Here is a 26,033-nt window from a genome sequence, read left to right on the forward strand (position 1 = left end):
GCCGCCGGTTCAGTGCGCGTCGGCCCACGAGTCGACGACGGAGACGTCGAGCGGGAAGTCGACGGGGAAGTCGCCGAACAGCAGCCGGCCGGCCTGCGCTGCGGCCTGGTGCACCGCCGCGGTCACCTCGCCGGCGAGGTCGGCGGGGGTGTGCACCACGACCTCGTCGTGCAGGAAGAACACCAGGTGCGGGCGGTCGGTGAGCTCGCCGGCGTCGCCGAGTCGCCAGAGCCGGTTGCGCAGGTCGGCCAGCCAGCACAGCGCCCACTCGGCGCCGGTGCCCTGGACGACGAAGTTCCGGGTGAACCGGCCCCAGGCGCGGCGGTCGCGGGCGTGCTCCTCGGATGGCACCCCGTCGTCCGCGGGCTCGAGGGAGTGCTCGGCCCACGCGCCGGTCGGCGGCGGGGACCCGCGGCCGAGCAGGGTGTGCACCACCTCGCCACGCTCGCCGGCCCGGGCGGCCTCCTCGACCAGCCCGATGGCCCGCGGGTAGCGGCGCGCCAGCCGGGGGAGCATCCGCCCGCTCTCGCCCCGGGTGCCGCCGTACATCGCGCCGAGCATCCCGAGCTTGGCGTCGCTGCGGCTCGGGACGGCGCCGCTGTCGACCATCGCCTGGTACAGGTCTGCCGCGCGCGCCGCCTCGGCCATGGCGGTGTCGCCGCTCATCCCGGCGAGCACCCGGGGCTCCAGCTGGGCGACGTCGGCGACGACGAACCGCCACCCCGCGTCGGCGACGGCCGCCGGGCGGATCTGGGTCGGCACCGACAGCGCCCCGCCGCCGGACGACGCCCACCGGCCGGTCACCACCCCGCCGGGCAGGTACGTGGGGCGGAACCGGCCGTCGCGCACCCAGCTGTCCAGCCAGGCCCAGCCGTTCGCCGCGAGCAGCCGGGCCAGCTTCTTGTACTCCAGCAGCGGCGGGACGCCGGGGTGGTCCAGCTGCTCCAGCGTCCAGGACCGGGTGTCGCTCACCGGCAGCCCGGCGTTCTGCAGCGCCCGTAGCAGCTCGCCGGGGGAGTCCGGGTTCAGCTGCCGCGCGCCCAGGGCGGCGCGGATCTCCGGGACCAGCCGTTCCAGCTGCGCCGGCCGTTGCCCCCGCGGCGGCCGCGGGCCCATCAGCTCGGTCAGCAGCCGGTCGTGGACGTCGGCGCGCCAGGGCAGCCCGGCGTGCGTCAGCTCCGCGGCCACCAGGGCGCCGGAGGACTCCGCGGCCAGCAGCAGGGCCAGCCGCCCACGTTCGGGCGCCGCGGCCAGGGCCGCCTGCTGCCGGCTGTGCTCGGCCACCGGGTCGAGCCGCTCGGCCAGGTCGTCGAGGGCGAAGAGGGTGTGCTCCTCGGCGGCGACCGGGGCCAGCGCGTCCCAGGCCGCGGCGTCGTCCCCGGCGAGGGACGTCTGGTCGACGAGGGGGGAGTGGCGCAGCAGTGCCCGGCTCAGCCGCAGGTCGCTGCAGCGCTCCACCCGCACCCCGGCCGCCAGCAGCGCCGGGTACCAGCGGGTGGTGTCGTCCCAGACCCAGCGGGTGCGTGGGCGCTGCCGCACGAACCCGGGCAGCTCCTCCTCCGGCAGCCGCACCGGCGGGCCGGCGACGCCGCCGGAGAGCTCCCGCGCCTCGACCTGACCGGGCGCCGTGCGGACCAGGAGCACCCGGTCAGGGACGCCGTCCTCCGGCGCCGGCCTGCCCGTGGTCACCGCGGCAGTGTCCTGGACGGGTACGACGGGACGGGCTCCGGCCCGGATGGACTGGTCAGTCGCCGTACTGGCAGGCCGGGCAGAGCCCGGTGTCGTCCGGCACGTCCTCCACCGGCACCACCTGCACATGGGTGCCGCAGAGCGCCGACACGTCCTCGTGCGACTGCAGCGCCGGGCGTCCGACGGCCGGGTCGACCGCGTGCAGCGGGCCGGCCAGCTTGTCGCCCACCGGGTCCTGCGCCGTCCGCCGGGCCCGACCGATCAGATTCGCCATGGCACCCACTGTCCCTCACCGGCGGCGGGTGGGTCCGGCCGGCGCATGGGACCGGTCGGCCTGGGGCAGGATTCGGGTCCGTCTCAGCCCCGGACGTCGCGCTGTCGCACGCGAGGAGCCACCGATGTCCCGATCGATCGCCGACCAGACCGTCGAGGAGCTGGGCGGCCCAGGCAGCGTCCTCGCCCGTCAGCGCGCGGACCACGCGGAGCTGGACCGGCTGCTGCACGAGCTCGACAGCACCACCGGCACGGACCAGGAGCGGGTCCTGCGCCGGGTCGACCGGCTGGTCTTCAGCCACGCCTTCGCCGAGGAGACGGTGCTCTGGCCGGTGATCCGCCGGGTGCTGCCCGACGGCGACGCGCTGACCCGCCAGGTCGAGGAGGAGCACCAGGAGGTCAACGAGCTGGTCAGCGAGCTGGAGGCGCTCGGGCACGACGACCCGCGCCGGGCAGTGGCGCTGGCCCGCCTGGTGGAGGTGCTGCGCGAGGACGTCCGGGACGAGGAGGACGTGATGTTCCCCCGCCTGCAGGCAGCCGTGGACGACGAGGCGCTGCGCCGACTCGGCCGCCAGTGGCAGCTGGCCCGGCGGGTCTCGCCGACCCGGCCGCACCCGACCGTCTCCCGCCGCCCGCCGGGGAACGCCCTCTCCGGGCTGCCGCTGTCGGTGCTCGACCGCACCCGCGACCTGGTCGACGCGGGGGTGCAGTACGCCCCGGGCCGGATCGCCCCGGCCGGCCAGGCGGTCAGCCGGGGACTGGCCACGGTCGCCGGATGGGTGGAGCGGGTGCCGCCGGCCCGCCGCGGTGACGACGGGCAGTCGACCAGCCGCTGAGTGGCCGTGTCGGCCGCGTGGTCTGATCGCAGGGACACGGTCGGCACCGTCGCCGGCCGACGACGCGAGGGAGCCGCATGTCCGGCAGTCCAGGCCAGAGCTCAGGCGAGGTCCAGCTCGAGGTGTCCGACGGCGTCGCCGTCGTGACGCTCAACGCACCGCAGCGGCGCAACGCGCTCACCCCCGCGATGGCCGCCGAGCTGATCGCCACCTTCGACGAGGTCGACGCCCGCGAGGACGTGGGCGCGCTCGTCGTGCAGGCGGTCGGGAAGTCGTTCTGCGCCGGTGGCGACGTGCAGACCCTGACCGACGCCGGCCGCGACCCGGCGGCGCCTGAGGCGTACGCCGGCATGGGCGCGATCTACGACTCGTTCTACCGGCTCGGCCAGGTCCGGGTGCCGACGATCGCCGCCGTCCGGGGCTCGGCGGTCGGCGCCGGGATGAACATGCTGCTCGCCGCCGACCTGCGGATCGTCGCCCGCGACGCCCGGCTGATCTGCGGCTTCCTCAAGCGCGGCATCCACCCCGGCGGTGGGCACTTCGTGCTGCTCTCCCGGCTGGTCGGGCGGGAGGCCGCCGCGGCGATGGCGCTCTTCGGCGAGGAGGTCGACGGCGAGGCCGCCGTCCGCCTGGGCCTGGCGTGGGAGACCCACGACGAGGACGCCGTCGAGGGGCGCGCCCGGGAGCTCGCCGCCCGGGTGGCCCGGGACCCGGCGCTGGCCCGGCTGGCGGTCGGGAACTTCCGCAAGGAGACCGGGCCGCCCGGGGTCAGCTGGGAGATCGCCACCCAGTTCGAGCGCCCCGCCCAGATGTGGTCGATGCGCCGGCCGACCGACTGAGGACGCGCGGCGGCCCCCGGTCCAGCAGGACCGGGGGCCGCCGTGTCGTACGGGGTGGATCAGGTGGTCTGCTGACGCTTGGGGTCGTCCCGGGCGTCGAGCTGGATCTCCTTGTCCGCACGCGGCACGCCGTCCTTGAGCTCCTTCGTCCGCTCCATCTCGGAGTCGAGCTCGATGCCGAACAGCAGGGCGAGGTTGATCAGCCAGAACCAGATCAGGAAGATCACCACGCCGGCCAGCGCCCCGTAGGTGGCGTTGTAGCTGCCGAAGTTCGCCACGTAGAAGGCGAACAGCCCGGAGGCGACGATCGCCACCAGGATCGCCATGCCGGCGCCGGGGCTGATGAACTTGAAGCCGCGCAGCTTCGCGTTCGGGGTGGCGTAGTAGAGCACGGCGATCATCAGCGCCAGCACCACCAGGATGACCGGCCACTTCACCCAGGTCCAGACGGTGAGCACGGTGTCGCCCAGGCCGATGGCCTGGCCGACTGCGTCGACCACCGGGCCGCTGAGCACCAGCATCGCCAGGATCAGCGCGGCGAACAGGATGCCGATCAGCGTGACCAGCAGCTGCAGGGGCTTGAGCTTCCAGATCTTGCGGCCCTCACGGGTCTCGTAGACCACGTTGGCCGCCCGGGTGAACGCGCCGACGTAGCCCGACGCCGTCCAGATGGCGCCCACGAGACCGAGGACCAGACCGAAGCCGGCAGCGGTGGGGCTGCCGGCGACCTGCTCGATCACCGGGTTCAGCGTGGTGGCCGCCTGCTCCGGCACGACCTCGGTGAGCGCGGTGGTCAGCTCCTCCGGGTCGGTGAGCAGGCCGATGATCGACGCCAGCGCGGTGAGCGCGGGGAAGAGCGCCAGCACGCCGTAGTAGGTGAGCGTGGCCGCCCAGTCGGTCAGCCCGTCCTCGCTGAACTCCTTGGCGGTGCGCTTGAGCGTCCCGCCGGTGCTCGTGTCGGTGTCCACGCCGGTGGGCGCGAAGTCGGCCCGCTCGTGCGTGATGTTGTCGTCGCCGGGGGCGATGTCCCCGCCGTCGCGGGCGGTGGTCGGATCGCGGTCGTCCGTCGTGTTGCGGCCCTCGTGGGGGGTTCGTGCACTTGCTCCGGCCATCGGGGCCTCCGGTGATCGACGCGGGCTGGGTCGGTCCGTGGGTGCCCCGGCAGCAGCTGTCGCACGCCTGGCGTCCAGGAATTCCGGCTCCGGTGGGTCTCAGCAGGGTCTCCACCCGGCCTGCGTCGCGCCGTCACCAGATCGTGACCTGGCAGTGCCGTCCCGGAGGGTTGGAACGCCGCAGGGCGGGCAGAGGAGCATCGGACCTGAGTCGCCGGGAGTTCTCCGGCGGGCCCCGAGAGAAATGTGGAGTGACAGATGGTGTTGTGGCCGACGCTGAGCCTGATCGGGTTCTTGGCCCTGACGGCCCTGGTGATCGCGATGGGCACGCAGTCCACCGCACGGTACGAGGCAGAGAAGCGCGCGGCATCTGGGCCGCTCGGACGGGCCGCGACGACGGACTCCCGCTCCCCGCGCCCTGCGAACGCCGTCTCCTGACGCCCCCGGGGAGGCCGGTCGGCCTGCCCGGACTGCCGCACCACGGCGGTCCTCCTCCCGGAGGGCCGCCGTCGTCGTGTCCGCACGTGGGTGTCGCCACGCGCGGGCGGCCGCTCAGCTGAACCAGTCGCCGCGCATCTCCAGCACCGTGGTGTCCAGCGAGGCCAGCAGGGCCAGCTGTGGGCCGACCTTCGGCAGCTCCCAGCGCTGGAAGTACCGCGCCGCCTGGCGCTTGCCGGCGTAGAAGTCGCCCTCCCGGCCCTCGGTCGCCAGGGCCTGCTCCAGCCACAGCCAGCCGACGACGACGTGGCCGGCTGCCTCGAGGTAGACGCTGGCGTTGGCCAGCGCCACCTGCGGGTCGCCCTGTCCCCACAGCGTCGCGGTGACCGCCCCGAGCTGCTGCACCAGGTCGTCGAGCTGCTCGCCCAGGTCGGCCCACTGCGTGCCGGCCGCCCGCGCGGTGGTCGCCGCGATCGTCTCGCCGAGCAGCGCCAGGCCGGCCCCGCCGGACATGACGACCTTGCGACCGAGCAGGTCCAGCGCCTGGACGCCGTGGGTGCCCTCGTGGATGGGGTTGAGCCGGTTGTCCCGGTAGAACTGCTCGACCGGGTAGTCGCGGGTGTAGCCGTAGCCCCCGTGCACCTGGATCGCCAGGTCGTTCGCGGCCAGGCACCACTGCGAGGGCCAGCTCTTGGCGATCGGGGTCAGCATCTCCAGCAGCAGGTGCGCCCGGGCGCGCTCCTCCTCGGTCTCCGCCGTCCGCTCCTCGTCGACCAGCCGGGCGCAGTAGAGCCCCAGCGCCAGCCCGCCCTCGACGTAGGACTTGCCGGCCAGCAGCATCCGCCGCACGTCGGGGTGCTCGATGATCGGCACCGGCGGGGCGGAGGGGTCCTTGCCGGAGAGCGGCCGCCCCTGGGTGCGGTCGCGGGCGTAGTCGACGGCGTGCAGCCAGCCGGTGTAGCCCAGCCCGGTGGCGCCCATCCCGACGCCGATCCGCGCCTCGTTCATCATGTGGAACATGTAGGTCAGGCCCCGGTGCTGCTCGCCGACCAGGAAGCCGACGGCGCCGGGCTGCCCGCCGGGGGTGTGCACGCCCTCGCCGAAGTTCAGCAGGGTGTTCGTCGTCCCGCGGTAGCCCATCTTGTGGTTCAGGCCGGCCAGCACGACGTCGTTCCGCTCGCCGAGCGACCCGTCCTCCTCGACGAGGAACTTCGGCACGATGAACAGCGAGATGCCCTTCACGCCCGCCGGGCCGCCGGGCACCTTGGCCAGCACCAGGTGGACGATGTTCTCGGTCAGCTCGTGGTCACCGGCCGAGATCCACATCTTGTTGCCGGTCAGCCGGTAGCTGCCGTCGTCCTGGGGGACGGCGCGGGTCGTGATGTCGGCCAGCGACGACCCGGCCTGCGGCTCCGACAGCGCCATCGTGCCGAACCAGCGGCCCTCGGCCATCGGCGGCACGTAGGTCTGCACCTGCTCCGGAGTCGCGTGGGAGACCAGCAGGTTCGCGTTGGCCATCGTCAGGAACGGATAGGCCGAGGTGCCGATGTTGGCCGCCTGGAACCAGACGTGCACCGCCTGGTTCACCACCGCCGGCAGCTGCAGCCCGCCGAGCTCCTCGGGCAGCGCGGCGGCGTTCATTCCCGCCTCGGCGAAGACCCGCAGCGCGGCCGCCACCTCCGGGATCAGCACCACCTTCCCGTCGACGACGTGCGGTTCGTTCTCGTCGGCCGTGCGGTTGTGCGGGGCGAACTGCTCGGTGGCGATCTGCTCGGCCAGCTCCAGGACGGCGTCGAACGTCTCCCGCGAGTGCTCGGCGTACCGCTCCCGCTTGGTGAGCGTCTCGACCTGCAGCCACTCGTGCAGCAGGAACTCCAGGTCGCGGGGGGACAGGACGAGCGACGAGCGCACGGGGGCTCCTTGACGACGGCGGTGTCGGCGGGGCGGAGGACCGGCCCCTGCCCAGGTTAAGCGCACGCAGCTGGACGCCCACGGTGCTCGGTGACCAGCCTTCGGTGACCCGCGTGCAGCGTGTCGCCCTGTCGGGGGTTGGGCTCCCGGCAGCGCCGGGTACCGGGGCGGCCATGCCCCTTTCAGACATCCTGGCCCGGGCGGCCGGGCTGGCCTCCGAGGCCGGCAGCGGCGCGCTCAGACAGCTCCAGCACGTCCGGCTCCCCGGTGTCGGTCAGGCCTCGGCCACCGACGACCCGGAGACCGCCGCCCGTCGCTGGAGAGCGGTCACCGTGCTCACCGACCCCGAGCAGTTGCGGGCCGGGACCCCGGAGCCGCTGACCCGGTTCGGTGACCGCCTGGAGATCCGGGTGACCCCCGCCCCGGGCGAGCGCGGCGCCGAGCTGGCCGCCCGCTTCCGGGACCGGGTGGGGGAGGACCAGCTGGGCGAGCTCCGCTCGGCGCTGCGGGAGGCCAAGCAGCGGATCGAGACCGGCGAGGTGCTGCGGAACGAGCCGCAGCCGCACGGTCACCGCGCACAGACGCCCCAGGGGAAGGTCCTCGACGGGATGGACGAGCGTGCATCCGAGGAGGGTGTCCTGTGAAGGCAGCAACGTGGACCGGCGTGAACGAGGTCTCCGTCGAGGAGGTGCCCGAGCCGACGCTGCTCAACGACCACGACGTGATCCTGAAGGTCACGCAGTCGGTGACCTGCGGGTCGGACCTGCACCTGCTGGGCGGGTACATCCCGTTCATGCGCGCCGGCGACGTGCTGGGCCACGAGTTCATCGGCGAGATCGTGGAGGCCGGGTCCGCGGTGCGGCACCGCAAGGTCGGCGACCGCGTCGTCGGCGCACCGTTCGCCGCCTGCGGGAACTGCTGGTACTGCAAGCAGGAGGAGTACTCCCTCTGCGACAACGGCAACGCGAACCCCGGCATCACCGAGGGGCTGTGGGGGCAGAGCCCCGGCGGCTGCCTCGGGTACTCCCACGCCATGGGTGGCTACGCCGGCAGCCACGCGGAGTACATCCGGGTGCCCTACGCCGACGTCGGCACCTTCGTCGTCCCCGAGGGCATCTCCGACACCCGGGCGCTGTTCGCCTCGGACGCGGCGTCCACCGGCTGGATGGGCGCCGACCTGGCCGGGACCAAGCCCGGCGACGTCGTGGCCGTCTGGGGCGCCGGCGGGGTGGGCCAGATGGCAGCGCGGGCGGCGATGCTGCTGGGGGCCGAGCAGGTCTACGTCGTCGACCGCGTCCCTGAGCGGCTGCAGCAGGTGCGCGAGCACGTGGGTGCCGAGGCCATCGACTACTCGAGCACCGACGTCCTCGCCGAGCTGCGCGAGCGGACCGGTGGCCGCGGGCCCGACGTCTGCATCGAGGCGGTCGGCATGGAGGCGCACAGCTCCGGCGCCGCGGGGGTCTACGACCAGGTCAAGCAGCAGTTGCGGCTGCAGACCGACCGGCCGACCGCCCTCCGTGAGGCGATCATGGCCTGCCGCAAGGGCGGGAGCATCTTCACCCTCGGGGTCTTCGCCGCGATGGTGGACAAGTTCCCGCTGGGCGCGTTGATGAACAAGGGCATCACCATGCGGGGGGCGCAGGTGCACGCCCAGCGCTACATCCCCGAACTGCTCGAGCGGATGGAGCGGGGGGAGCTGACCACCGAGCACCTGGCCACCCATGTGCTCCCGTTGAGCGAGGCGCCCCGCGGTTACCAGATGTTCAAGGACAAGGAGGACGGCTGCGTGCGGGCCGTCTTCACCCCCGGCAGCTGAGGAGCCCGCCCCCGGCCGTGTCAGGCTGGGGGCGGGCCCGGGACCGGGCTCCCGGACGAGCACGCCGTACCCGGACAGCGACAAGACGGTGTACCAGGAGGCCCGGTGTACTGGCTCGTCCTCGTCCTCTCCGGCGTGCTGGAGGCCGTCTGGGCCACCGCCCTCGGCCGGTCGGAGGGCTTCACCCGGCTGGGCCCGACGGCCGTCTTCGCGGTCGGCCTGGCCGGGAGCATGGCCGGGCTGGCGTACGCGATGCGCGGCCTGCCGATCGGCACGGCTTACGCCGTCTGGGTCGGCATCGGCGCGACGCTGACCGCCGGCTGGGCGATGTGGTCCGGTGAGGAGCAGTTCTCCGTCGTCCGGGTGCTGCTGCTGGCCGGGATCGTCGGCTGCGTCGTGGGGCTCAAGCTCACCCACTGACCGCCCTGCGCGCACGCCGGGCGCTGTGCACGTGCCGCAGCACGTGCACAGCGCCCGGAGCGCGTGCGCGGAGGGGTCAGCGCGGGTCGCGCGCCCCGTCCGGCAGGTGGTCGGCCGGGACGCTGTCCAGCCCGGTCGGTTGGTCCGGCGCCGCCTCGTGCCGGGCCCCGACGGACGTCGGTGCACCGACCCGGTCGTCGTCCAGCCGACGGTCGGTGCGGTCGGCGTCGTCGACCGGCGGCTCCACCGACGTGGGCGCCGCGGCACCGGCCGCGTGCGCCGCCGCCGTGTTCGGGTCGTCGGTGACCTCCCGGGCGCCGGCCTGCTGGGCCTGGATGCCGGACTGCGTCCGCAGCGCCAGCTGGGGGAGCAGGAGCAGGACGAAGAAGCCCAGCGCGACCACGCCGGCGGCGATCAGGAACACCATGTCGATCGAGTCGGCGAAACCGGTCTTGAACGGCAGGGCCACGGCGCTCGGCAGCTCCTGGATGAAGGAGGTGTCCGACAGGTCGGCCGCGTTGGCCGCCGCCGCCTGCAGCTGCGGGGCCAGCGCCGGGTCGGCCGCGGCGGCGTCGGAGACCGCGCTGCCGATGTCGGTGGGCAGCCGGGTGAACAGCACGGAGAGGAAGACCGCCGTCCCCAGGGTGCCGCCCATCTGGCGGAAGAACGTCACCGACGAGGTGGCGACGCCGATCTCCCGCGGGCTCACCGCGTTCTGCACCGCCAGGATGACCGGCTGGAAGTTGAAGCCCAGGCCCAGCCCCATCAGCGTCATGAAGGGGAACATCAGCGGCACCGGGGTGTCCGCGCCGACGATGAACGACAGCGACACCAGTGCGGTGACGATGAAGACCACGCCGACCAGGGGGAACGCCTTGTACTTCCCGGTCCGGGCGATGACCTGACCGGCGATGATCGACCCGGCCATGATCCCCATGACCAGCGGGATCATCTGCAGCCCGGCCTCGGTCGGGCTGGAGCCCTGCACGATCTGCAGGTACTGGGGCAGCAGCAGGATGCCGCCGAACATGCCCGCGCCCAGCACGATGCTGCTCAGGCTGGTCACCGCGAAGGTCCGGTTGGCGAACATCCGCAGCGGCAGCAGCGCGTCGTCCTTGTAGACCCGCTCGGCGAGCACGAAGAGCACGAAGCCGAGCGCGGAGAGGGCGTAGCAGACCAGAGCGCCGGTGCTGCTCCAGCCCCAGGTGCGGCCCTGCTCGGCGACGATCAGCAGCGGCACCAGGAAGGTGATCAGCGCCAGCGCGCCGGGGAAGTCGATCCGGTGCTCGCGCTTGGTGTGCGGCAGGTGCAGCACCTTGAACACGACGGCGAACGCCAGGATGCCCAGCGGCACGTTGACGTAGAAGATCCACCGCCAGCCGGTGATGCCCAGGATCGTGGACTGACCGGCGAGGAACCCGCCGATGACCGGGCCCAGCACGCTGGAGGTGCCGAAGACGGCCATGAAGTAGCCCTGGTACTTCGAGCGCTCCCGCGGCGGCACGATGTCGGCGATGATCGCCAGCGCCAGCGACATCAGGCCACCGGCACCGATGCCCTGGATCGCCCGGTAGACGGCCAGCTGGTACATCGTGTCGGCCAGGCCGCACAGCATCGAGCCGAGCACGAAGACGGCGATCGCGAACAGGTAGAACGGCCGGCGGCCGTACATGTCGCTCAGCTTGCCGTAGAGCGGCGTGGTGATCGTCGAGGTGATCAGGAAGGCCGTGGTCGCCCATGCCTGCAGGTCGTAGCCGTTCAGGTCGTCGGCGATCGTGCGGATCGCCGTGGACACCACGGTCTGGTCCAGCGCGGCGAGGAACATGCCGAGCAGGAGGCCGCCCAGGATCGTCATGATCTGGCGGTGGGTGAACGCCCCGGAGGCGTCGGGCGCCGCTGCGGCGGCCCGGGCGGTGCGGCGTTCGGCGCCCGTCGTGCGGTCGCTGGTCTGCGTCATCGGTCCTTCTTCTTCTGCTCGCTGTCGTCCCCGGCGCTGCCAGCGGGGGCGCCCGGGGTCGGGAGGTGGTCGGTGAGGTCCTGCACGAACCGCTGCAGCGCTGCGGTGAAGGAGCCCAGCTCCGCGGGGGTCCACCCGGCGGTGGCCGTGGCCAGGTGGGCGTTGCGCTCCTCGCGCAGCCGCTCCATGGCGGCCTCGCCGGCCGGGGTCACGATGAGCCGGCTGGCCCGGCCGTCCCGCTCGTCGGCGACCCGGCGGACGAGACCCTGGTCGACGAGGAGCGTGACGTGCCGGCTGACCGTCGAGGGGTCGGCGTGCACCACCTCGGCGAGCGCGCCCTGACGGAGCGGGCCCAGCCGGGTCAGCGGGAACAGCAGCACGTGCGCCGCCCGCTCCCGGGCGTCGGGGCCGGACTCGTCGGTGGCCAGGGACTTGAGCGCGTGCATCACCCGCATCAGGCGGGCGAGCTCGTCACCCAGGACCGCCTGTTGGTCTGGATGTGGGGCGAGGTCGGTCACGAGCGCTCCGGGGGACGCGGTGGGCTGAGCAGCGCGACGGTGCGCCGGAGAACGGTTGCACGATACAAGCCGTTGCACGCTGCACGCAACCAGTTGTCACCTGCACGGATCCTGGCGCCTGCGACGGCGGCCGCGGAGGTGAGACCCTGGGGAGTCGTCCCCCTCTTCAAGGAACTGCGAGCACCCCGTGACCACCCCGCACGACGACCTCCGGTCCCGGCTGTCCGCACTCACCCTCGCCGACGAGCACCGGCTCCGCCGACGGCTCGAGGGCACCCGGCGCACCAAGGACCCGGCGGCCCGCGCCCGCCAGCAGGAGCAGGTCGCCACGGACGTCGCCGCCGCCGAGGAGCGGATCGCCCGCCGGCGCGACGCCGTCCCGGTGGTCAGCTACCCGGAGGAGCTGCCGGTCAGCCAGCGCCGCGAGGACATCGCGACCGCACTGCGCGACTCCCAGGTGGTCGTGGTGGCCGGGGAGACGGGTTCGGGCAAGACCACCCAGCTGCCGAAGATCCTGCTCGAGCTGGGTCGCGGGGTGCGCGGCCGGATCGGGCACACCCAGCCGCGGCGACTGGCCGCCCGGACGGTGGCCGAGCGGATCGCCGAGGAGATCGGCACCCCGCTGGGCGACGTCGTCGGGTGGAAGGTCCGGTTCACCGACGAGGTCGGCGACCGCACGCTGGTCAAGCTGATGACCGACGGCGTCCTGCTGGCCGAGGTGCAGCGCGACCGGATGCTGCGCCAGTACGACACGATCATCATCGACGAGGCCCACGAGCGGAGCCTCAACATCGACTTCCTGCTGGGCTACCTCGCCCGGCTGCTGCCCCGCCGCCCGGACCTGAAGCTGGTCATCACCTCGGCGACCATCGACGTCGACCGGATCGCCAAGCACTTCTCGACCGATGGCGCGCAGGTCCCCGTCGTCGAGGTCAGCGGGCGGACCTACCCGGTCGAGGTCCGCTACCGGCCGGTCATCGACCCCGACGACCCGGAGGCCGACCCCGACCGCGACCAGACCTCCGCGATCGTCGACGCCTGCGCCGAACTGGTCGCCGAGGGGCCGGGCGACGTGCTGGTGTTCCTGGCCGGTGAGCGGGAGATCCGGGACACCGCCGAGGCGCTGGCCGGGACGACGGAGCGCAACGGCACGCCCATCGACGTCCTGCCGCTCTACTCCCGGCTGTCGGCCGCCGACCAGCACAAGGTCTTCCAGGCGCACACCGGCCGCCGGATCGTGCTGGCCACCAACGTCGCCGAGACGTCACTGACGGTGCCGGGCATCAAGTACGTCGTCGACCCGGGCACCGCGCGGATCTCCCGGTACAGCCATCGCACCAAGGTGCAGCGGCTGCCGATCGAGCCGGTCAGCCAGGCCTCGGCCCGGCAGCGCTCCGGCCGGTGCGGGCGCACCAGTGAGGGCATCGCGATCCGGCTGTACACGCAGGACGACTACGACGCCCGGCCGGAGTACACCGACCCGGAGATCCTGCGCACCAACCTCGCCTCGGTGCTGCTGCAGATGGCCTCGCTCGACCTCGGCGACGTCGCCGACTTCCCGTTCATCGACCCGCCGGACCGCCGGGCGGTCGCCGACGGCCTCGCGCTGCTGGAGGAGCTCGCCGCGCTCGACGGCGAGGGCAAGCTCACCGAGACCGGGCGAGCGCTGGCCGCGCTGCCGCTGGACCCCCGGATCGCCCGGATGGTCGTGGAGGCCGACCGGCGCGGGGTGCTGGAGGAGGTGCTGGTCATCGCCGCCGGCCTCACCGTGCAGGACGTGCGGGAGCGCCCGGCGGAGCACCAGCAGGCCGCCGACGAGCTGCACAAGCGCTTCGCCGACGAGAACTCCGACTTCCTCGCGCTGCTCAACCTCTGGCAGTACCTGGCGGAGCGGGCGGAGGAGCTGTCGGGCAACCAGTTCCGGCGCACCGTCAAGAAGGAGTTCCTGCACTACCTGCGCATCCGCGAGTGGCAGGACCTGCACGGCCAGCTGCGCAGCACGGCCCGCCGGCTGGGCATGACCACCGGCTCGCTGGCCCCCGCCCCCGACGAACGGGGCGTCACCGCGTCACTGCTGGCCGGGTTGCTCTCCCAGGTGGGGATGCAGGCCGAGCCGGTCAAGGACCGCAGCGGCAAGCCCGGCCGGCCCGGCCGGGAGTACCTGGGCACCCGGAACACCCGGTTCGTGATCGCCCCGGGCACCCCGCTGGCCAAGAAGCCGCCGCGCTGGGTGGTGGCCGCCGAACTGGTCGAGACCAGCCGGCTGTTCGCCCGCACCGTCGCCCGGATCGACCCGGAGGTGGTCGAGCGGCTGGCCGACCACCTGGTCAACCGGCAGTACAGCGAGCCGCGGTGGGACGCCAAGCGCGGCTCGGTCGTCGCCACCGAGCGGGTCACCCTCTACGGCCTGCCGCTGGTGGTGGGCCGGCGGGTGCAGTACGGCTCGATCGACCCGGTGGTCTCCCGCGAGCTGTTCATCCGGCACGCCCTGGTGCAGGGCGAGTGGACGACGCACCACCGCTTCTGGGCGGAGAACCAGGCCGCCGTCGAACGGGTCGCCGAACTGGAGGAGCGGGCCCGCCGTCGGGACATCCGGGTGGACGACGAGACGGTGTTCGAACTCTACGACGCCCGCGTCCCGGCCGACGTCGTCTCCACCCGGCACTTCGACCGCTGGTGGAAGGAGGCCCGCCGGACCCGGCCGGACCTGCTCACCTTCACCCCGGAGATGCTCACCAACGCCGCGGCGGCCGGCCAGGTGCAGGCCGAGGACTACCCGGACGAGGTGCGGCTGACGCAGGGGCTGACCCTGCCGCTGTCCTACGCCTTCGCCCCCGGCGCGGCCGAGGACGGCGTCACCGTCGACGTCCCGCTGGGCGTGCTGGACACCCTCGCCCGGACGTCGGGGGAGTCGCTGGCGTTCACCGTGCCCGGGCAGCGGGCCGAGCTGGTCACCGAGCTGCTGCGGTCGCTGCCCAAGCAGCTGCGCCGCGGCCTGGTGCCGATCCCCGACCGGGTGCGCGAGGTGCTGCCGCACATCGACCCGACCGAGCCGCTGCTGCCGGCGCTGGAGCGCGAGCTGCGCCGGGCGACCTCGGTGGTCATCCCGCCCGATGCCTGGCAGCCCGCCGAGGTGCCCGCGCACCTCCGGGCGACCTTCCGGGTGCTGGACGACCAGCAGCGCCCGCTGGCCCAGGGCAAGGACCTGGCCGAGCTCCGGGCGCAGGTGGCGCCCCAGGCGCGGGCCAGCCTGGCCCGGGCGGCTTCCACCTACGAGCGCACCGGCCAGACGAGCTGGACCTTCGGGGACCTGCCCGAGACCGTGGAGGTGCAGCGCGGCGGACACGTCGTCACCGCCTACCCCGCGCTCGTCGACGAGGGCGAGACGGTCGGGGTCCGGGTGGTGGCGACCCACGCGGAGGCGACCCGGCTGGGCTGGCGCGGCGCGCGGCGGCTGCTGGAGCTCGTGGCCGGCTCGCCGGTCCGGCAGGTGGTCAAGGGGCTGGGCCCGCGCACCCGGCTCACGCTGCAGTTCAACCCGGACGGCGAGATCCCCGACCTGGTGGCCGACTGCGTGGACGCCGCCGCCGACGAGCTCATCGCCGCAGCCGGTGGGCCGCCGCGCACCGAGGCCGCGTTCACCGCCCTGCTGGCCACGGCGCGGGAGCAGCTGCTGCCGCTGACCTCCGACGCCGTCCGTCGGGTGGAGGCGGTGCTGACCCAGGCCCGCGAGGTGGCGATCGCCATCGGTGCCGCACCCGGACGCCGGGTGCCGGAGACGGCGATCGCCGACCTGCGCGCCCAGATGGGCGGGCTGCTGCACCGCGGCTTCGTCGCCGACGCCGGGCGTCGCCGGCTGCCGGACCTGGTCCGGTACCTGACCGCGATGGCCCACCGGCTGGAGAAGCTGCCGGCCAACGCCGCCCGCGACCAGCTGTGGACCGCGCAGGTCGCCGCGGTGACGGCGGAGTACGCGCAGCTGCGTGCCACCGCGCCGCCGACCGGGGCGCCGGACGACCCGGTCACCCGGGTGCGCTGGATGATCGAGGAGCTGCGGGTGGGCCTGTTCGCCCAGACCGTCGGCACGCCCCGGCCGATCTCCGAGCAGCGGGTCTACAAGGCGATCGACGCGATCAGCGCCTGACGCGCATGGTCCGGGTTCGTGCCCACCGGGGTGGGGGAGCCCACCGAGCTCCGACCGTCGCTGGTTTGCCGTCCCCGCGTCACGGGGACGGTCGAGGGGACCGCGATCGTCAGACGAAGGAGTCGTCGCATGAGTGAGCCCACCAGCCACACCGAGCCCGCCGGGCAGGGTCTGTCCGACGAGGAGATGGTGGAGACCGTCGCCGGGCAGACCGACAGCGCCTCCGAGAACGCCGACACGGCCGGCAAGGACTGGAACGGCGAGGCCTCGGACGCCCCGCAGCCGGGCGCCGCGACCGACCCGACGGCCTGAGCCGGTAGGGCTATCCCGTCTGCGACGCCGTCCTCGCCTCGCCAGGATCCAGGACGGCGTCGCGCGCGGCACCCCAGCCGGCCCGGAGCATCGGCGCCAGGAGTGCGATGAGCAGCAGCAGGGGCCAGGTCCACCCGCTGGTGAGGTCGTGCAGGGCTCCCAGCACCACCGGGCCGGTCGAGGCGACCAGGTAGCCCAGGCACTGGGCGACGCCCCCCAGTCGGGCGGCCACCAACGGGGTCGGGCTGCGCAGCACGATGAGGGTCAGCGCCAGGGCGAACCCGCCGCCCTGGGCCACGCCGAAGACGGCCACCCAGAGCAGCGTGCCGCTGGCCGGGGCGAGCAGCAGCCCGCCCAGCCCGACGGCGTACGCGGTCAGCACGCCGGCCACCAGCGGCCGCTGGTCGGCCATCCGTCCGGCGGCGGCCGGCACGAGCAGGGCCCCGACCGCACCGGTCACGTTCGAGGCGGCCAGCAGCAGCCCGCCCTCCCGGACCGGGACACCGGCGTCGGCGAGCAGGGTGGGCAGCCAGGCGGCGAAGGAGTAGAACTGCACGCTCTGCAAGCCCAGGTAGGCGGTCACCTGCCGGGCCAGCGGCTGCCGCAGCAGCGACCACGCCCCGGCGCCGGTCTCTGCCGTCCTCGCCGGGGTGCCACGCACCCCGGCCACCGGCAACCAGAGCGCCAGGCCGGCGACGGCCAGCACCAGCCAGGAGGCGAGCGCCACCCGCCACTCCACGCCCAGCGCCACGCCCAGCGGCACGGTGAGCCCCGCGGCGGCAGCCGCCCCGATGTTGAGCGACGCGGTGTAGGCGCCCATCACGGCGCCCGGCCGGGCGAACTCCCGTTTGACGTAGGCCGGCATCAGCACGTTCGCGATGGCGATCGCCGCGCCGGCCACCAGGCTGCCGGCGTAGAGGAGCGCGACCGGGGACAGCAGCCGCAGGGCGATGCCGACGGCCAGCAGCGCGAGCGAGGCGGCCACCGCCGTCTCCAGCCCGATCCGGCGGGCCAGGCGTGGGGCGAGCGGGGCGAACGCGCCGAAGCAGAGCACCGGCAGCGCGGTCAGCAGACCGGCCAGCGCGCTGCTCAGGCCGGTGTCGGCCCGCAGCTGGCCCAGCAGCGGGGCCACCGCCACGATGGCCGGCCGCTGGCTCAGCGCGACGACGACGATCGCGGTCACCAGCAGCAGCGCCGCGCCCCGCGAGCGAACGGCCCGCGGGGCCGACTGGTTCACCCGGCGGGGGTGAGCATCCCGGCGCCGACGGTGGCGTTGGTCGCCTCGTCGATCAGGATGAAACGGCCGGTGACCCGGTTGCGGTGGTAGTCGTCGACGAACAGCGGCTGGGTGGTGCGCAGCCGCACCCGGCCGATGTCGTTGAGACCCAGCTCGGTCGCGTCGGTCTCCCGGTGCAGGGTGTTGACGTCCAGCCGGTACTGCAGGTCCTTGACCATCGCGCGCACCGTGCGGGTGGTGTGCTTGACGGCCAGCCGCATCCGCGGGGTGAGCGGGGTGTCGGCCATCCAGCAGACCAGCGCGTCCAGGTCCTGGGTGACCTGCGGGGCGTTGTGCGGGCGGCAGATCATGTCGCCGCGGGAGACGTCCAGGTCGTCGGCCAGCCGCACGGTCACCGACATGGGCGGGAAGGCGGCCTCCACCGGGCCGTTCGGCCCGTCGATCGCGGTGATCGTGGTGGTCAGCCCGCTGGGCAGCACCTGCACCTCGTCACCGGGGCGCAGCACGCCGGCCCCGACCCGGCCGGCGTAGCCGCGGTAGTCGTGGAAGGCATCGGACTGCGGCCGGACCACGTACTGGACCGGGAACCGGGTGTCGACCAGGTTCCGGTCGCTGGCCACGTGCACGTGCTCGAGGTGGTGCAGCAACGAGGTGCCCTCGTACCAGGGCGTGTTCGCCGACCGGGTCACCACGTTGTCGCCCTGCAGGGCCGAGATCGGGACGACGGTGAGGTCGGGGACCTCGAGCTTGGTGGCGAACGCGGTGAACTCGTCGCGGATGCCCTCGAAGACCTCCTCCGACCAGTCGACCAGGTCCATCTTGTTCACCGCGACCACCAGGTGCGGCACCCGCAGCAGGGAGGCGAGGAAGGCGTGCCGGCGGCTCTGCTCGACCATGCCCTTGCGGGCGTCGACCAGCACGATCGCCAGGTCCGCGGTCGAGGCGCCGGTGACCATGTTGCGGGTGTACTGCACGTGCCCGGGGGTGTCCGCGAGGATGAACGTGCGCCGCGGGGTGCTGAAGTAGCGGTAGGCGACGTCGATCGTGATGCCCTGCTCGCGCTCGGCGCGCAGCCCGTCGGTGAGCAGCGCCAGGTCGACGAAGTCGCCGCGACTGGCCCGCGCGATCGCCGCGTACTGGTCCTCGAACACGGCCTTGCTGTCGTACAGCAGCCGGCCGATCAGCGTGCTCTTGCCGTCGTCGACCGAGCCGGCGGTGGCGATCCGCAGGATGTCCTTGCGGGCGTGCGCGATCTCCGCGGCCGCCTCGGCGGCGGCAGAGTGGACGTCGATGGGTGCGTCGGCGGAGGTCATCAGGCAGCCTCTCCCCTGTCTCGTCGGAGGTCTCGCTGGCGGGTGGCGCGGCGGTGGCGGACGCTGGGGGCCACGTCCACGGAGGGGTGACGGTGTTCGTCTTCGCTGCCGCTGTGCCCGCGCTGATGGTCGTGGTGCTCGGCTACGTCGTCGGCTACGTCGTCACCGAGTGGGCCAGCGGTCTGCTCGACTCGGCGTTCGGTGCGCCGCTGGACCCGGGCGTGCCCGAGGTGGTGGGCTGGCTGACCGGGCTGGTGCTCCTGGGCGTCGTCGTGCGGGTGCTGGTCGACCGCCGCCGACGCCTGCGGCGCGCGCTGCGCAGGGCGCGCCTGCAGGGGCAGCAGGTCGAGGTCGAGCGGCTGGAGGGCGTGTTGGCCGCGCGTGCCCGGCGCCGTCAGGATCGGCGCCATCAGAAGTAGCCCTCCTTCTTCCGGTCCTCCATGGCGGCGTCGCTGACCTTGTCGTCGCCGCGGGTGGCGCCGCGCTCGGTCAGCCGGGTCACCGCGATCTCGGCGATGACCTCCTCGACGTTGGTGGCCGTGGAGCGGACGGCGGCGGTCAGGTTGGCGTCGCCGACGGTGCGGTACCGCACGCTCTCGCGCAGCACCTGCTCGCCGTCCCGGGGCGTGATGAAGTCGTTGACCGCGTAGAGCATCCCCTGGCGGTCCACGACGTCCCGCTCGCGGGCCAGGTACAGCTGCGGGATCGCGATCTCCTCCTGGGCGATGTAGCCCCAGATGTCCAGCTCCGTCCAGTTGGAGAGCGGGAACACCCGGATCGACTCACCCAGGTGCGTGCGGCCGTTGTAGAGGTCCCAGAGCTCGGGGCGCTGGTTCTTCGGGTCCCACTGGCCGAACTCGTCGCGGAAGGAGAACATCCGCTCCTTGGCCCGGGCCTTGTCCTCGTCGCGCCGCGCGCCGCCGAACAGGGCGGTGAAGCCGTGCTGCTCGACGGCGTCCAGCAGCACCGGGGTCTGGATCCGGTTGCGCGACCCGTTCGGCTCCTCGCGCACCGTGCCGGCGGCGATGGCGTCGGGGACCGAGGCGACCACCAGCTCCACGCCGAGCTCGGCGACCCGCTTGTCCCGGAACTCCAGGACCTCGGGGAAGTTCAGCCCGGTGTCGATGTGCATCACCGGGAAGGGGATCCGGGCCGGGGCGAACGCCTTGCGGGCGAGCTCGAGCATGACGATCGAGTCCTTGCCGCCGGAGAACAGCAGCACCGGCCGCTCGGACTCGGCTGCCACCTCGCGGAGCACGTGGACGGACTCGGCCTCCAGCGTCTGCAGCTGGGTGAGCCGGTGGTCGGCGATGGACACGCTGTCGAGCTCCCGAGGACGGCGGCACGCATCGCCGGCCGGCGACACGATCAGTGGGGCAACCGCATCGACGTGATGGGGATTCCCGGACCCCAGTGTCCGTCATGGCACCCGGGGACCGGTCGGGCGGTGGGCTCAGCGGGGTCGGTCGACCACCCCGGTGGCGTCCCCGGGCCGGCCGGGCGGGGTCGGTCGGCCGGTCGCGTCGGTGATGGCGGAGAAGTAGGCGGCGACCTGCTCCGGCCGCGGTGTCACGAACACGCCGTGGGCCTGGACGAGTGGCTGGTCCGGGGCTGTGGCCAGGGCGATCGTCCCGGTGATGACGGTCTTGCGGCCGGTGTTCCCGCTGACCGCCGCGCGGAGCACCAGCGCCGTCTCCAGGGGGACCGGGCGGCGGTAGTCGAGCTCCAGCCGCGCCGTCATGCCCCAGAGCCCGGCTGCGATCGCCGCAGATCCCAGCAGCTGGTCCATCAGCAGTGCGCTCATCCCGCCGTGCACGTAGCTCGGCGGGCCCTCGTACGCCAGCCCCAGCGTCACCTCGCTGACGACACCGCCGTCCTCGCGCCGGATGACCAGCGGTGGGGCCAACGGACTGCCGACCCCGCTCACCGGGTTGAACACCCGCCGCGCCTGGGCGGGGTCGTCCAGCGCGGGCAGCTGGTCGCGGCTGCGGCGGGCCGCCGACAGCCGGGCGGTCACCTCCCGGACGGCGACGGCGGCGGAGCGCAGCTCCGCGGCCGGGACCGTCGTCGTCACCGTGGCGCCGACCAGCTCGCGCAGGGCGCTGCCCAGGTCGGTGACGGCGGCCAGCAGCTCGCCCTCGGTCGCGGTTCCCTCGATCGTCACCCGTGGATTGGACCAGCCGGCCCGCCGGCCGGGTCAGGTGGGGCCGGGCGGCTGCGGACCGGAGCGAGGCAGGTGGACGGCGAAGGTGGCGCCCTCGCCGGGGGCGGTGTGCAGCTCGACCCGACCGCCGTGCGCCTCGACCAGTGCGGCGACGATGGACAGCCCGAGCCCGGTGCCCCCGGCGGCGCGGGTGCGGGAGGAGTCGGCCCGGTAGAACCGCTCGAAGACCCGGTCGGCGTCGGCCGGCGCCAGGCCGGGGCCCTCGTCGCTGACCGCGAGGACGAGCCCGTCGGGTTCGGTCTCGTCCTCGGCGATGCGGAGGGTCACCCGGGTGCCGGCGGGGGTGTGGGTGAGCGCGTTGGTCACCAGGTTCCCGATCACCTGACGCAACCGGGCCTCGTCGCCGCGCACGACAGGGGCGTCGGTGAGCGAGGGGTCCAGCTGCAGGCTGACCGGGCGGTCGGGGTCGACGGCGCGGACGTCGTGCACGGCGTCACCGGCCAGCTCGGCCAGGTCGACGGGGGCCAGGGCCAGCGGCCGCTGCTGGTCCAGCCGGGCCAGCTGCAGCAGGTCCTCGACGAGCAACCCCATCCGGGTCGCCTCGGACTCGATCCGCTGCATCAGCCGGCCGGTGTCCTCCGGGCCGTGGACCGCACCCTGGCGGTGCAGCTCGGCGAAGCCGCGGATCGACGTCAGCGGGGTGCGCAGCTCGTGGCTGGCGTCGGCGACGAACCGGCGCATCCGTGCCTCGGAGGCGACGGCGTGCTCCTCGGAGGCCTGCTGCGCGCGGAAGGAGCTCTCGATCCGGCCGAGCATGCCGTTCAGCGCCTGCGACAACCGCCCGACCTCGGTCCGGTCGTCGCCGTCGGGCACGCGCCGGGACAGGTCGCCGGCGGCGATCGCCTGGGCGGTGTGCTCGACCTCCACCAGGGGTCGCAGGCTGTTGCGCACCACCAGGTGTCCGGCGACGCCCAGGACAGCGAGGACCAGCAGGCCGACCAGCAGCTCGATCCGCACCAGCCGGCCCAGGAGGTCCTCGTCGGCGGTCAGGTCGAGCCCCACCAGGAAGACGAACTCCTCGCTGAAGGGGGTGGCGGGCACTCGGGTCGCGCCCACTCGCCAGCTCGTCCGCCCGTCCTCCGAGGTGGCGGTGAAGATCCGGGTGCCGTCGATCGACGCCGGGTCCATCCCGCTGATGTCGGGAAGGTCCTCGTCGTCCTGAGGGCCCACCACCACCGCCACGGTGTCCTCGGCGCCGAGGCCCAGGCAGGCGTTGTACTGGCTGCTGGGGAAGCGCATGTCCCCCCAGGAGCACACCCGGACGACCTCGATCGGCTGCGCTGTGTTCTGCTCCAGCGCACTCCTCAGCTGCCGGTCCTGCTGGTCGACCAGATAGTCGCGCAGCAGGGAGGTGGCGGCGAAGCCGGTGGCGGCCAGCGCTGCAGCCACCAACGCGATCATCAACGCCACGAGAGTGATGCGCAGGGGGATCCGGGGCGCAGGGTCGTGAGCCGGGTGCTCCACCGGCTCACCCGGGGGTGGCGCAGCCGCCGCGGTGTCCACCGCCCTGCTCCGGGCGGTGGCGGTCACGAGCCGCGGGGGAGGCGGAGGGAGTAGCCGACGCCGCGCAGCGTGTGCAGCAGTCGCGGTTCGGTCGTGTCGATCTTGCGGCGGAGGTAGGAGATGTAGGACTCCACGACGTTGGCCTCGCCGTTGAAGTCGTAGTTCCACACGTGGTCGAGGATCTGTGCCTTCGACAGCACCCGGCCGGCGTTCGTCATCAGGTAGCGGAGCAGCTTGAACTCCGTCGGCGACAGGCTGACCAGCTTGCCGGCCTTGAGGACCTCGTGTGACTCCTCGTCGAGCTCGATGTCGGCGAAGGTCAGCCGCGGGGCCTCGGTCGCCTGCTGCACGCTCTGGGTGCGGCGCAGCACCGCCCGGATCCGGGCGAGGACCTCGTCGAGGCTGAACGGCTTGGTGACGTAGTCGTCCCCACCCAGGGTGAGGCCGGTCACCTTGTCCTCGGCGGCGTCCCGGGCGGTCAGGAAGAGCACCGGGGTGTTGCTCCCGTTCTGGCGCAGCCGCCGGACGACGCCGAAGCCGTCCAGTCCGGGCATCATCACGTCCAGCACCAGCAGGTCCGGCTGGAACTGGTCGGCGATCGACAGGGCCTGCTGCCCGTCCGGGGCGGTGGCGACCTCGAAGCCGGCGTACCGGAGGCTGGCCGACAGCAGCTCGCGGATGTTCGGCTCGTCGTCGACGACGAGGAGCCGGGCCTCGGGCCGCTGGGCGCCGGGCGCCGGTGAGCCGGAGCTCATGGTGGACACGTCCCCTCCCGATGGACCCTGCGGCGACGTCGTCATCGCTCCAGGGTCCCGCTGGCGGCTGCGGCTGTCCTGGACGGTACCTGTGAGGAGCCTGGGGATCAGGCCACGGGGACCGTCGCCGAGGCGGTCAACCGGCCGGGGACATCGCGCGGCCGGCGCGCCAGTACCCGATGGCGTGGTGCTGGCCCCGGCGCAGCCCCCAGCGGCCCCGCAGGTCGGCGCGCACGGCGCGGACGACCGCCGACTCGGCGCCCACCCAGGCGAACAGGTCCTCACCGGGCGGGCGGGACAGGGCGGCCACCGCGTCGACCAGCAGGGTGCTGCTCCCCGGCGCGACACCGGCCCGGTGCAGCCAGCGCACCTCGACGCCGGCCGGCGCGGTCAGTGGCTGTTCCTCCTGGGGGCCGGCCACCTCGAGCAGGGCCACGCCACGGGTGTCCGGGTCGGCCGCCGCCAGGATCCGGCTGATCGCCGGGAGCGCGGTCTCGTCACCGGCCAGCAGCAGCCAGCCGGCGGGAGAGGCCCCCAGCGGCGCGGCGCTGGCCAGCCCGAGCACGGCACCCGTTGCGGCGGCCGTGGCCCAGGAGGCGGCCGGGCCGTCGCCGTGCAGGACGAAGTCGACGTCGACCTCACCGGCGTCCGGGTCCTGCCGCCGCGCGGTGTAGCTGCGCAGGGCGACGCCGTGGCTGCCCTGCGGCCAGACGATGCGGCCGTCCCGCGCCACCTCCGGCCACCGCGGGGAACGGTCCTCGGCGCGGGGGACGAGCAGGGACATGGTGGGGCCACAGGCGGCGACCACGGTGGCGGGCGCGGTGAGGGTCACCCGGCGGACCGCGGGCGTCACGTGACGCACGGACGTCACGGTGAGCACGTCGACCGGGCGGACGGCGGGATCGGCTGCCCCGGCGCCTGGTACGGCTGCCGTGGGGGCGGTTTCCTCGGTCGGTGGCACGAGGGACGACCCTAGCGGGGCCGACCCGGCCGGCCCCGGGGGAATGGGGCCAGCCGAGCCGGCGATCGTGGACGAGGACCTCACCCAACGTGACCAGTTCATCGCACTGATCAGGGAAGACGCTGTGTGCATCCCGTCGAATCAGCACGCTACGTGACGATCTCGCCGTCGTCACCACCCTCCCCCTGGACACCCCCCGAACGGGTGACCGCCGTCGGGTGGCAGCCGGTCGCCCGGCGTGCACCGGCGCCCGATGTGTGCGCGGCTGCCGCCACGGGCAGGCACAGCGGACCGACGGTGCGAGAGGGAGGCCGGGATGGCGGAGGAGTTCTCGAAGGGCGACCACGTGAGCTGGAAGAGCCACGGCGGAACGGCCGAGGGCACGGTGCAGCGGGAGATCACCGAGGACACCGAGGCTGCCGGGCGCACCGTGCGCGCCAGCCCGGACGACCCGCAGTACGAGGTGGAGAGCGAGAAGAGCGGGGGCACCGCCGTGCACAAGCCCAGCGCACTGGAGAAGGACTGAGCGGCGCGGCGACGCCCGCACGGAGGAGGAGATCGTGAGCGAGACCGACGGCGGCTTCACTGGGAGCCGGAGCACCAAGCACAACCCGCGCCTGGACGAGGAGCTCGAGCACGAGGTGCAGGGGATGATGAAGGCCGAGCGGGCCACCCGGTCCGAGGAGTGGCGCGAGGTGGAGCCGGTCGGTGAGGACCAGCCCGACATCGACGCCGACCCGGCCGGCACCTTGGTCGGCGGGGTCCCGGTGGGCATGGACGCCGATGCCGTCGTGGCCCGGGCCGAGCTGGCCCGCTGGCTGGACCGCGCGGACTTCCCCAGCACCGGCCCGGAGCTGGTCGAGGCCGCCCGGGACCACCGGGCCCCCGACGTGGTGGCCAGCGAGCTCTCCCGGCTGCCCGAGGGACAGGTCTACGAGCGGATCGGGGACGTCGTCCGGGCGCTGGGCTACCCGACGGAGACCTGAGCACCGACCTGACCAGCGACCGGCGCCGTCCCCTCGGGGGAGGCGCCGGTCGCTGCGTTCAGGAGGAGGAGCTCTCCGCCTCGGCCTCCTCCTCGGCGATCTCCTCGGCGCCGCGGCGCCGGAACAGCCGCGAGCCGGGGAACCCCTTCACCACCTGCCGCATGTCCTGCACGGTCTCCACCAGGGTGTGCAGGTCCGGTGCGACGTCGCTCAAGGTCAGCAGCACCGGCAGGACGTCCTCGTCGAGGTGCACGACCAGGTCGGGGAGCCGGTCGACGAGGGTGATGATCGCGGTGACCTCGTCGGTGTGCAGTTCCTCGGCGAACCGGGTCAGCGACGGGGCCAGCGCGGTCAGCGCCGGGCGGTAGTCGTCCAGCAGCGGGGCGATCGCGGCGAGCAGCGCCTCGGCGCGGGCCAGCGTGCCGTCGGCGGCGCCGGCCGTGCCGCCGACCGCCTCGAGGAGCGCGTCGGCGGCGTCGGTCGACCGGCCGATCCGGGCGACGGACTGGTCCGCCGCGTCGTTGGTGACGCCGATCCGGGCCACGGACCGGTCTGCGGCGTCGTTGGTGACCCCGATCCGGGCGACGGCGGCGTCGGCGGCGTCGTTGGTGACGCCGATCCTGCCCACGGCGGCATCGGCCGCGTCGTTGGTGACGCCGATCCGGGCGACGGCGGCGTCGGCGGCGTCGTTGGTGACGCCGATCCTGTCCACGGCGGCATCGGCCGCGTCGTTGGTGACGCCGATCCGGGCGACGGCGGCGTCGGCGGCGTCGTTGGTGACGCCGATCC

At 73.8% G+C, this 26,033-nt stretch carries 24 protein-coding genes and 1 riboswitch; of the genes, 10 read left to right on the forward strand and 14 right to left on the reverse strand.

Annotated elements, in window-relative coordinates; genetic code table 11:
* Positions 1–9: 9 nt before the first annotated feature.
* Positions 10–1,689 (reverse strand): bifunctional 3'-5' exonuclease/DNA polymerase, encoded by a 1,680-nt coding sequence (locus tag O2W18_RS13720; protein ID WP_269188070.1) that lies wholly within the window; start codon positions 1,687–1,689, stop codon positions 10–12.
* A 55-nt stretch (positions 1,690–1,744) separates the two neighbouring features.
* Positions 1,745–1,963 carry a hypothetical protein gene (locus O2W18_RS13725; RefSeq protein ID WP_269188071.1) on the reverse strand — a complete coding sequence of 73 codons (219 nt, stop codon included), beginning with the start codon at positions 1,961–1,963 and terminating at the stop codon, positions 1,745–1,747.
* A 124-nt stretch (positions 1,964–2,087) separates the two neighbouring features.
* On the opposite strand from O2W18_RS13725, the gene O2W18_RS13730 reads away from it, so the two are divergent.
* Complete coding sequence (locus O2W18_RS13730; protein WP_269188072.1) at positions 2,088–2,798, forward strand: hemerythrin domain-containing protein; 711 nt, start codon at positions 2,088–2,090, stop codon at positions 2,796–2,798.
* 77 nt (positions 2,799–2,875) lie between these two features.
* A complete protein-coding gene (locus tag O2W18_RS13735; RefSeq protein ID WP_269188073.1) occupies positions 2,876–3,637 on the forward strand; it encodes an enoyl-CoA hydratase/isomerase family protein in 762 nt (253 codons plus the stop codon).
* A gap of 59 nt (positions 3,638–3,696) precedes the next feature.
* On the opposite strand, the gene O2W18_RS13740 is transcribed toward O2W18_RS13735, so the two are convergent.
* Positions 3,697–4,749: a YihY/virulence factor BrkB family protein gene (locus tag O2W18_RS13740; RefSeq protein ID WP_269188074.1), complete on the reverse strand. Its 1,053-nt coding sequence runs from the start codon at positions 4,747–4,749 to the stop codon at positions 3,697–3,699.
* Positions 4,750–5,301: 552 nt separating this feature from the next.
* Positions 5,302–7,098: an acyl-CoA dehydrogenase gene (locus O2W18_RS13745; protein ID WP_269188075.1), complete on the reverse strand. Its 1,797-nt coding sequence runs from the start codon at positions 7,096–7,098 to the stop codon at positions 5,302–5,304.
* A gap of 173 nt (positions 7,099–7,271) precedes the next feature.
* Here O2W18_RS13745 and O2W18_RS13750 point away from each other — a divergent pair, with 173 nt between their 5' ends.
* From O2W18_RS13750 to O2W18_RS13760, 3 genes are all read left to right on the forward strand, one after another.
* Positions 7,272–7,742, forward strand: coding sequence for a hypothetical protein (locus tag O2W18_RS13750; RefSeq protein WP_269188076.1), 471 nt, complete (start codon positions 7,272–7,274; stop codon positions 7,740–7,742).
* A 20-nt stretch (positions 7,743–7,762) separates the two neighbouring features.
* Entirely contained in the window at positions 7,763–8,914 is a 1,152-nt protein-coding gene (locus O2W18_RS13755) for a zinc-dependent alcohol dehydrogenase (RefSeq protein ID WP_269188077.1), read from the forward strand.
* 30 nt (positions 8,915–8,944) lie between these two features.
* A riboswitch (guanidine-III (ykkC-III) riboswitch) is annotated at positions 8,945–9,009 on the forward strand.
* 10 nt (positions 9,010–9,019) lie between these two features.
* Positions 9,020–9,334, forward strand: a complete 315-nt coding sequence (locus O2W18_RS13760) for a DMT family transporter (protein WP_269188078.1) — start codon at positions 9,020–9,022, stop codon at positions 9,332–9,334.
* A gap of 76 nt (positions 9,335–9,410) precedes the next feature.
* On the opposite strand, the gene O2W18_RS13765 is transcribed toward O2W18_RS13760, so the two are convergent.
* Together O2W18_RS13765 and O2W18_RS13770 are read right to left on the reverse strand one after the other, a co-directional pair.
* Complete coding sequence (locus tag O2W18_RS13765) at positions 9,411–11,291, reverse strand: MDR family MFS transporter (protein ID WP_269188079.1); 1,881 nt, start codon at positions 11,289–11,291, stop codon at positions 9,411–9,413.
* Complete coding sequence (locus O2W18_RS13770) at positions 11,288–11,809, reverse strand: MarR family winged helix-turn-helix transcriptional regulator (RefSeq protein ID WP_269188080.1); 522 nt, start codon at positions 11,807–11,809, stop codon at positions 11,288–11,290. Before O2W18_RS13770 ends, O2W18_RS13765 begins: the two co-directional genes overlap by 4 nt.
* 187 nt (positions 11,810–11,996) lie before the next feature.
* Between O2W18_RS13770 and hrpA the strand changes: the two genes are divergently transcribed.
* Complete coding sequence (gene hrpA, locus O2W18_RS13775; RefSeq protein WP_269188081.1) at positions 11,997–15,953, forward strand: ATP-dependent RNA helicase HrpA; 3,957 nt, start codon at positions 11,997–11,999, stop codon at positions 15,951–15,953.
* A 129-nt stretch (positions 15,954–16,082) separates the two neighbouring features.
* The gene (locus O2W18_RS13780; protein WP_269188082.1) at positions 16,083–16,265 is read left to right on the forward strand and encodes a hypothetical protein; all 183 of its coding nucleotides are present in this window, start codon (positions 16,083–16,085) and stop codon (positions 16,263–16,265) included.
* 10 nt (positions 16,266–16,275) lie between these two features.
* On the opposite strand, the gene O2W18_RS13785 is transcribed toward O2W18_RS13780, so the two are convergent.
* Both O2W18_RS13785 and O2W18_RS13790 read right to left on the reverse strand, forming a co-directional pair.
* Positions 16,276–17,502 carry a CynX/NimT family MFS transporter gene (locus O2W18_RS13785; protein ID WP_269188083.1) on the reverse strand — a complete coding sequence of 409 codons (1,227 nt, stop codon included), beginning with the start codon at positions 17,500–17,502 and terminating at the stop codon, positions 16,276–16,278.
* Positions 17,499–18,815: a sulfate adenylyltransferase subunit 1 gene (locus tag O2W18_RS13790; protein WP_269188084.1), complete on the reverse strand. Its 1,317-nt coding sequence runs from the start codon at positions 18,813–18,815 to the stop codon at positions 17,499–17,501. The genes O2W18_RS13785 and O2W18_RS13790 overlap by 4 nt, the downstream gene beginning before the upstream one ends.
* A 92-nt stretch (positions 18,816–18,907) precedes the next feature.
* Here O2W18_RS13790 and O2W18_RS13795 point away from each other — a divergent pair, with 92 nt between their 5' ends.
* A complete protein-coding gene (locus O2W18_RS13795) occupies positions 18,908–19,234 on the forward strand; it encodes a hypothetical protein (RefSeq protein ID WP_269188085.1) in 327 nt (108 codons plus the stop codon).
* Here O2W18_RS13795 and cysD read toward each other — a convergent pair.
* The 5 genes from cysD to O2W18_RS13820 form a co-directional block, all read right to left on the reverse strand.
* On the reverse strand, positions 19,225–20,133 hold the full coding sequence (gene cysD, locus O2W18_RS13800) for a sulfate adenylyltransferase subunit CysD (protein ID WP_269188086.1): 909 nt from the start codon (positions 20,131–20,133) through the stop codon (positions 19,225–19,227). The genes O2W18_RS13795 and cysD overlap by 10 nt on opposite strands.
* Positions 20,134–20,268: 135 nt before the next feature.
* Complete coding sequence (locus tag O2W18_RS13805) at positions 20,269–20,979, reverse strand: PaaI family thioesterase (RefSeq protein WP_269188087.1); 711 nt, start codon at positions 20,977–20,979, stop codon at positions 20,269–20,271.
* Between the two features lie 33 nt (positions 20,980–21,012).
* Positions 21,013–22,440 (reverse strand): sensor histidine kinase, encoded by a 1,428-nt coding sequence (locus tag O2W18_RS13810; protein WP_269188088.1) that lies wholly within the window; start codon positions 22,438–22,440, stop codon positions 21,013–21,015.
* Positions 22,441–22,565: 125 nt separating this feature from the next.
* A complete protein-coding gene (locus O2W18_RS13815) occupies positions 22,566–23,297 on the reverse strand; it encodes a response regulator transcription factor (RefSeq protein ID WP_269188653.1) in 732 nt (243 codons plus the stop codon).
* Between the two features lie 136 nt (positions 23,298–23,433).
* A complete protein-coding gene (locus tag O2W18_RS13820) occupies positions 23,434–24,159 on the reverse strand; it encodes a siderophore-interacting protein (protein WP_269188089.1) in 726 nt (241 codons plus the stop codon).
* 415 nt (positions 24,160–24,574) lie between these two features.
* Between O2W18_RS13820 and O2W18_RS13825 the strand changes: the two genes are divergently transcribed.
* Both O2W18_RS13825 and O2W18_RS13830 read left to right on the forward strand, forming a co-directional pair.
* Positions 24,575–24,784, forward strand: coding sequence for a DUF2945 domain-containing protein (locus O2W18_RS13825; RefSeq protein ID WP_269170381.1), 210 nt, complete (start codon positions 24,575–24,577; stop codon positions 24,782–24,784).
* 34 nt (positions 24,785–24,818) lie between these two features.
* A complete protein-coding gene (locus O2W18_RS13830) occupies positions 24,819–25,244 on the forward strand; it encodes a DUF2795 domain-containing protein (protein WP_269188090.1) in 426 nt (141 codons plus the stop codon).
* Between the two features lie 58 nt (positions 25,245–25,302).
* Here the strand turns inward: O2W18_RS13830 and O2W18_RS13835 are convergent.
* Positions 25,303–26,033, reverse strand: a 731-nt coding sequence (locus O2W18_RS13835) for a hypothetical protein (RefSeq protein WP_269188091.1), incomplete at its 5' end; no start/stop codon positions are given.

It is taken from the genome of Modestobacter sp. VKM Ac-2983 (assembly GCF_026967885.1).
In the GTDB taxonomy this organism is placed as follows: domain Bacteria; phylum Actinomycetota; class Actinomycetes; order Mycobacteriales; family Geodermatophilaceae; genus Modestobacter.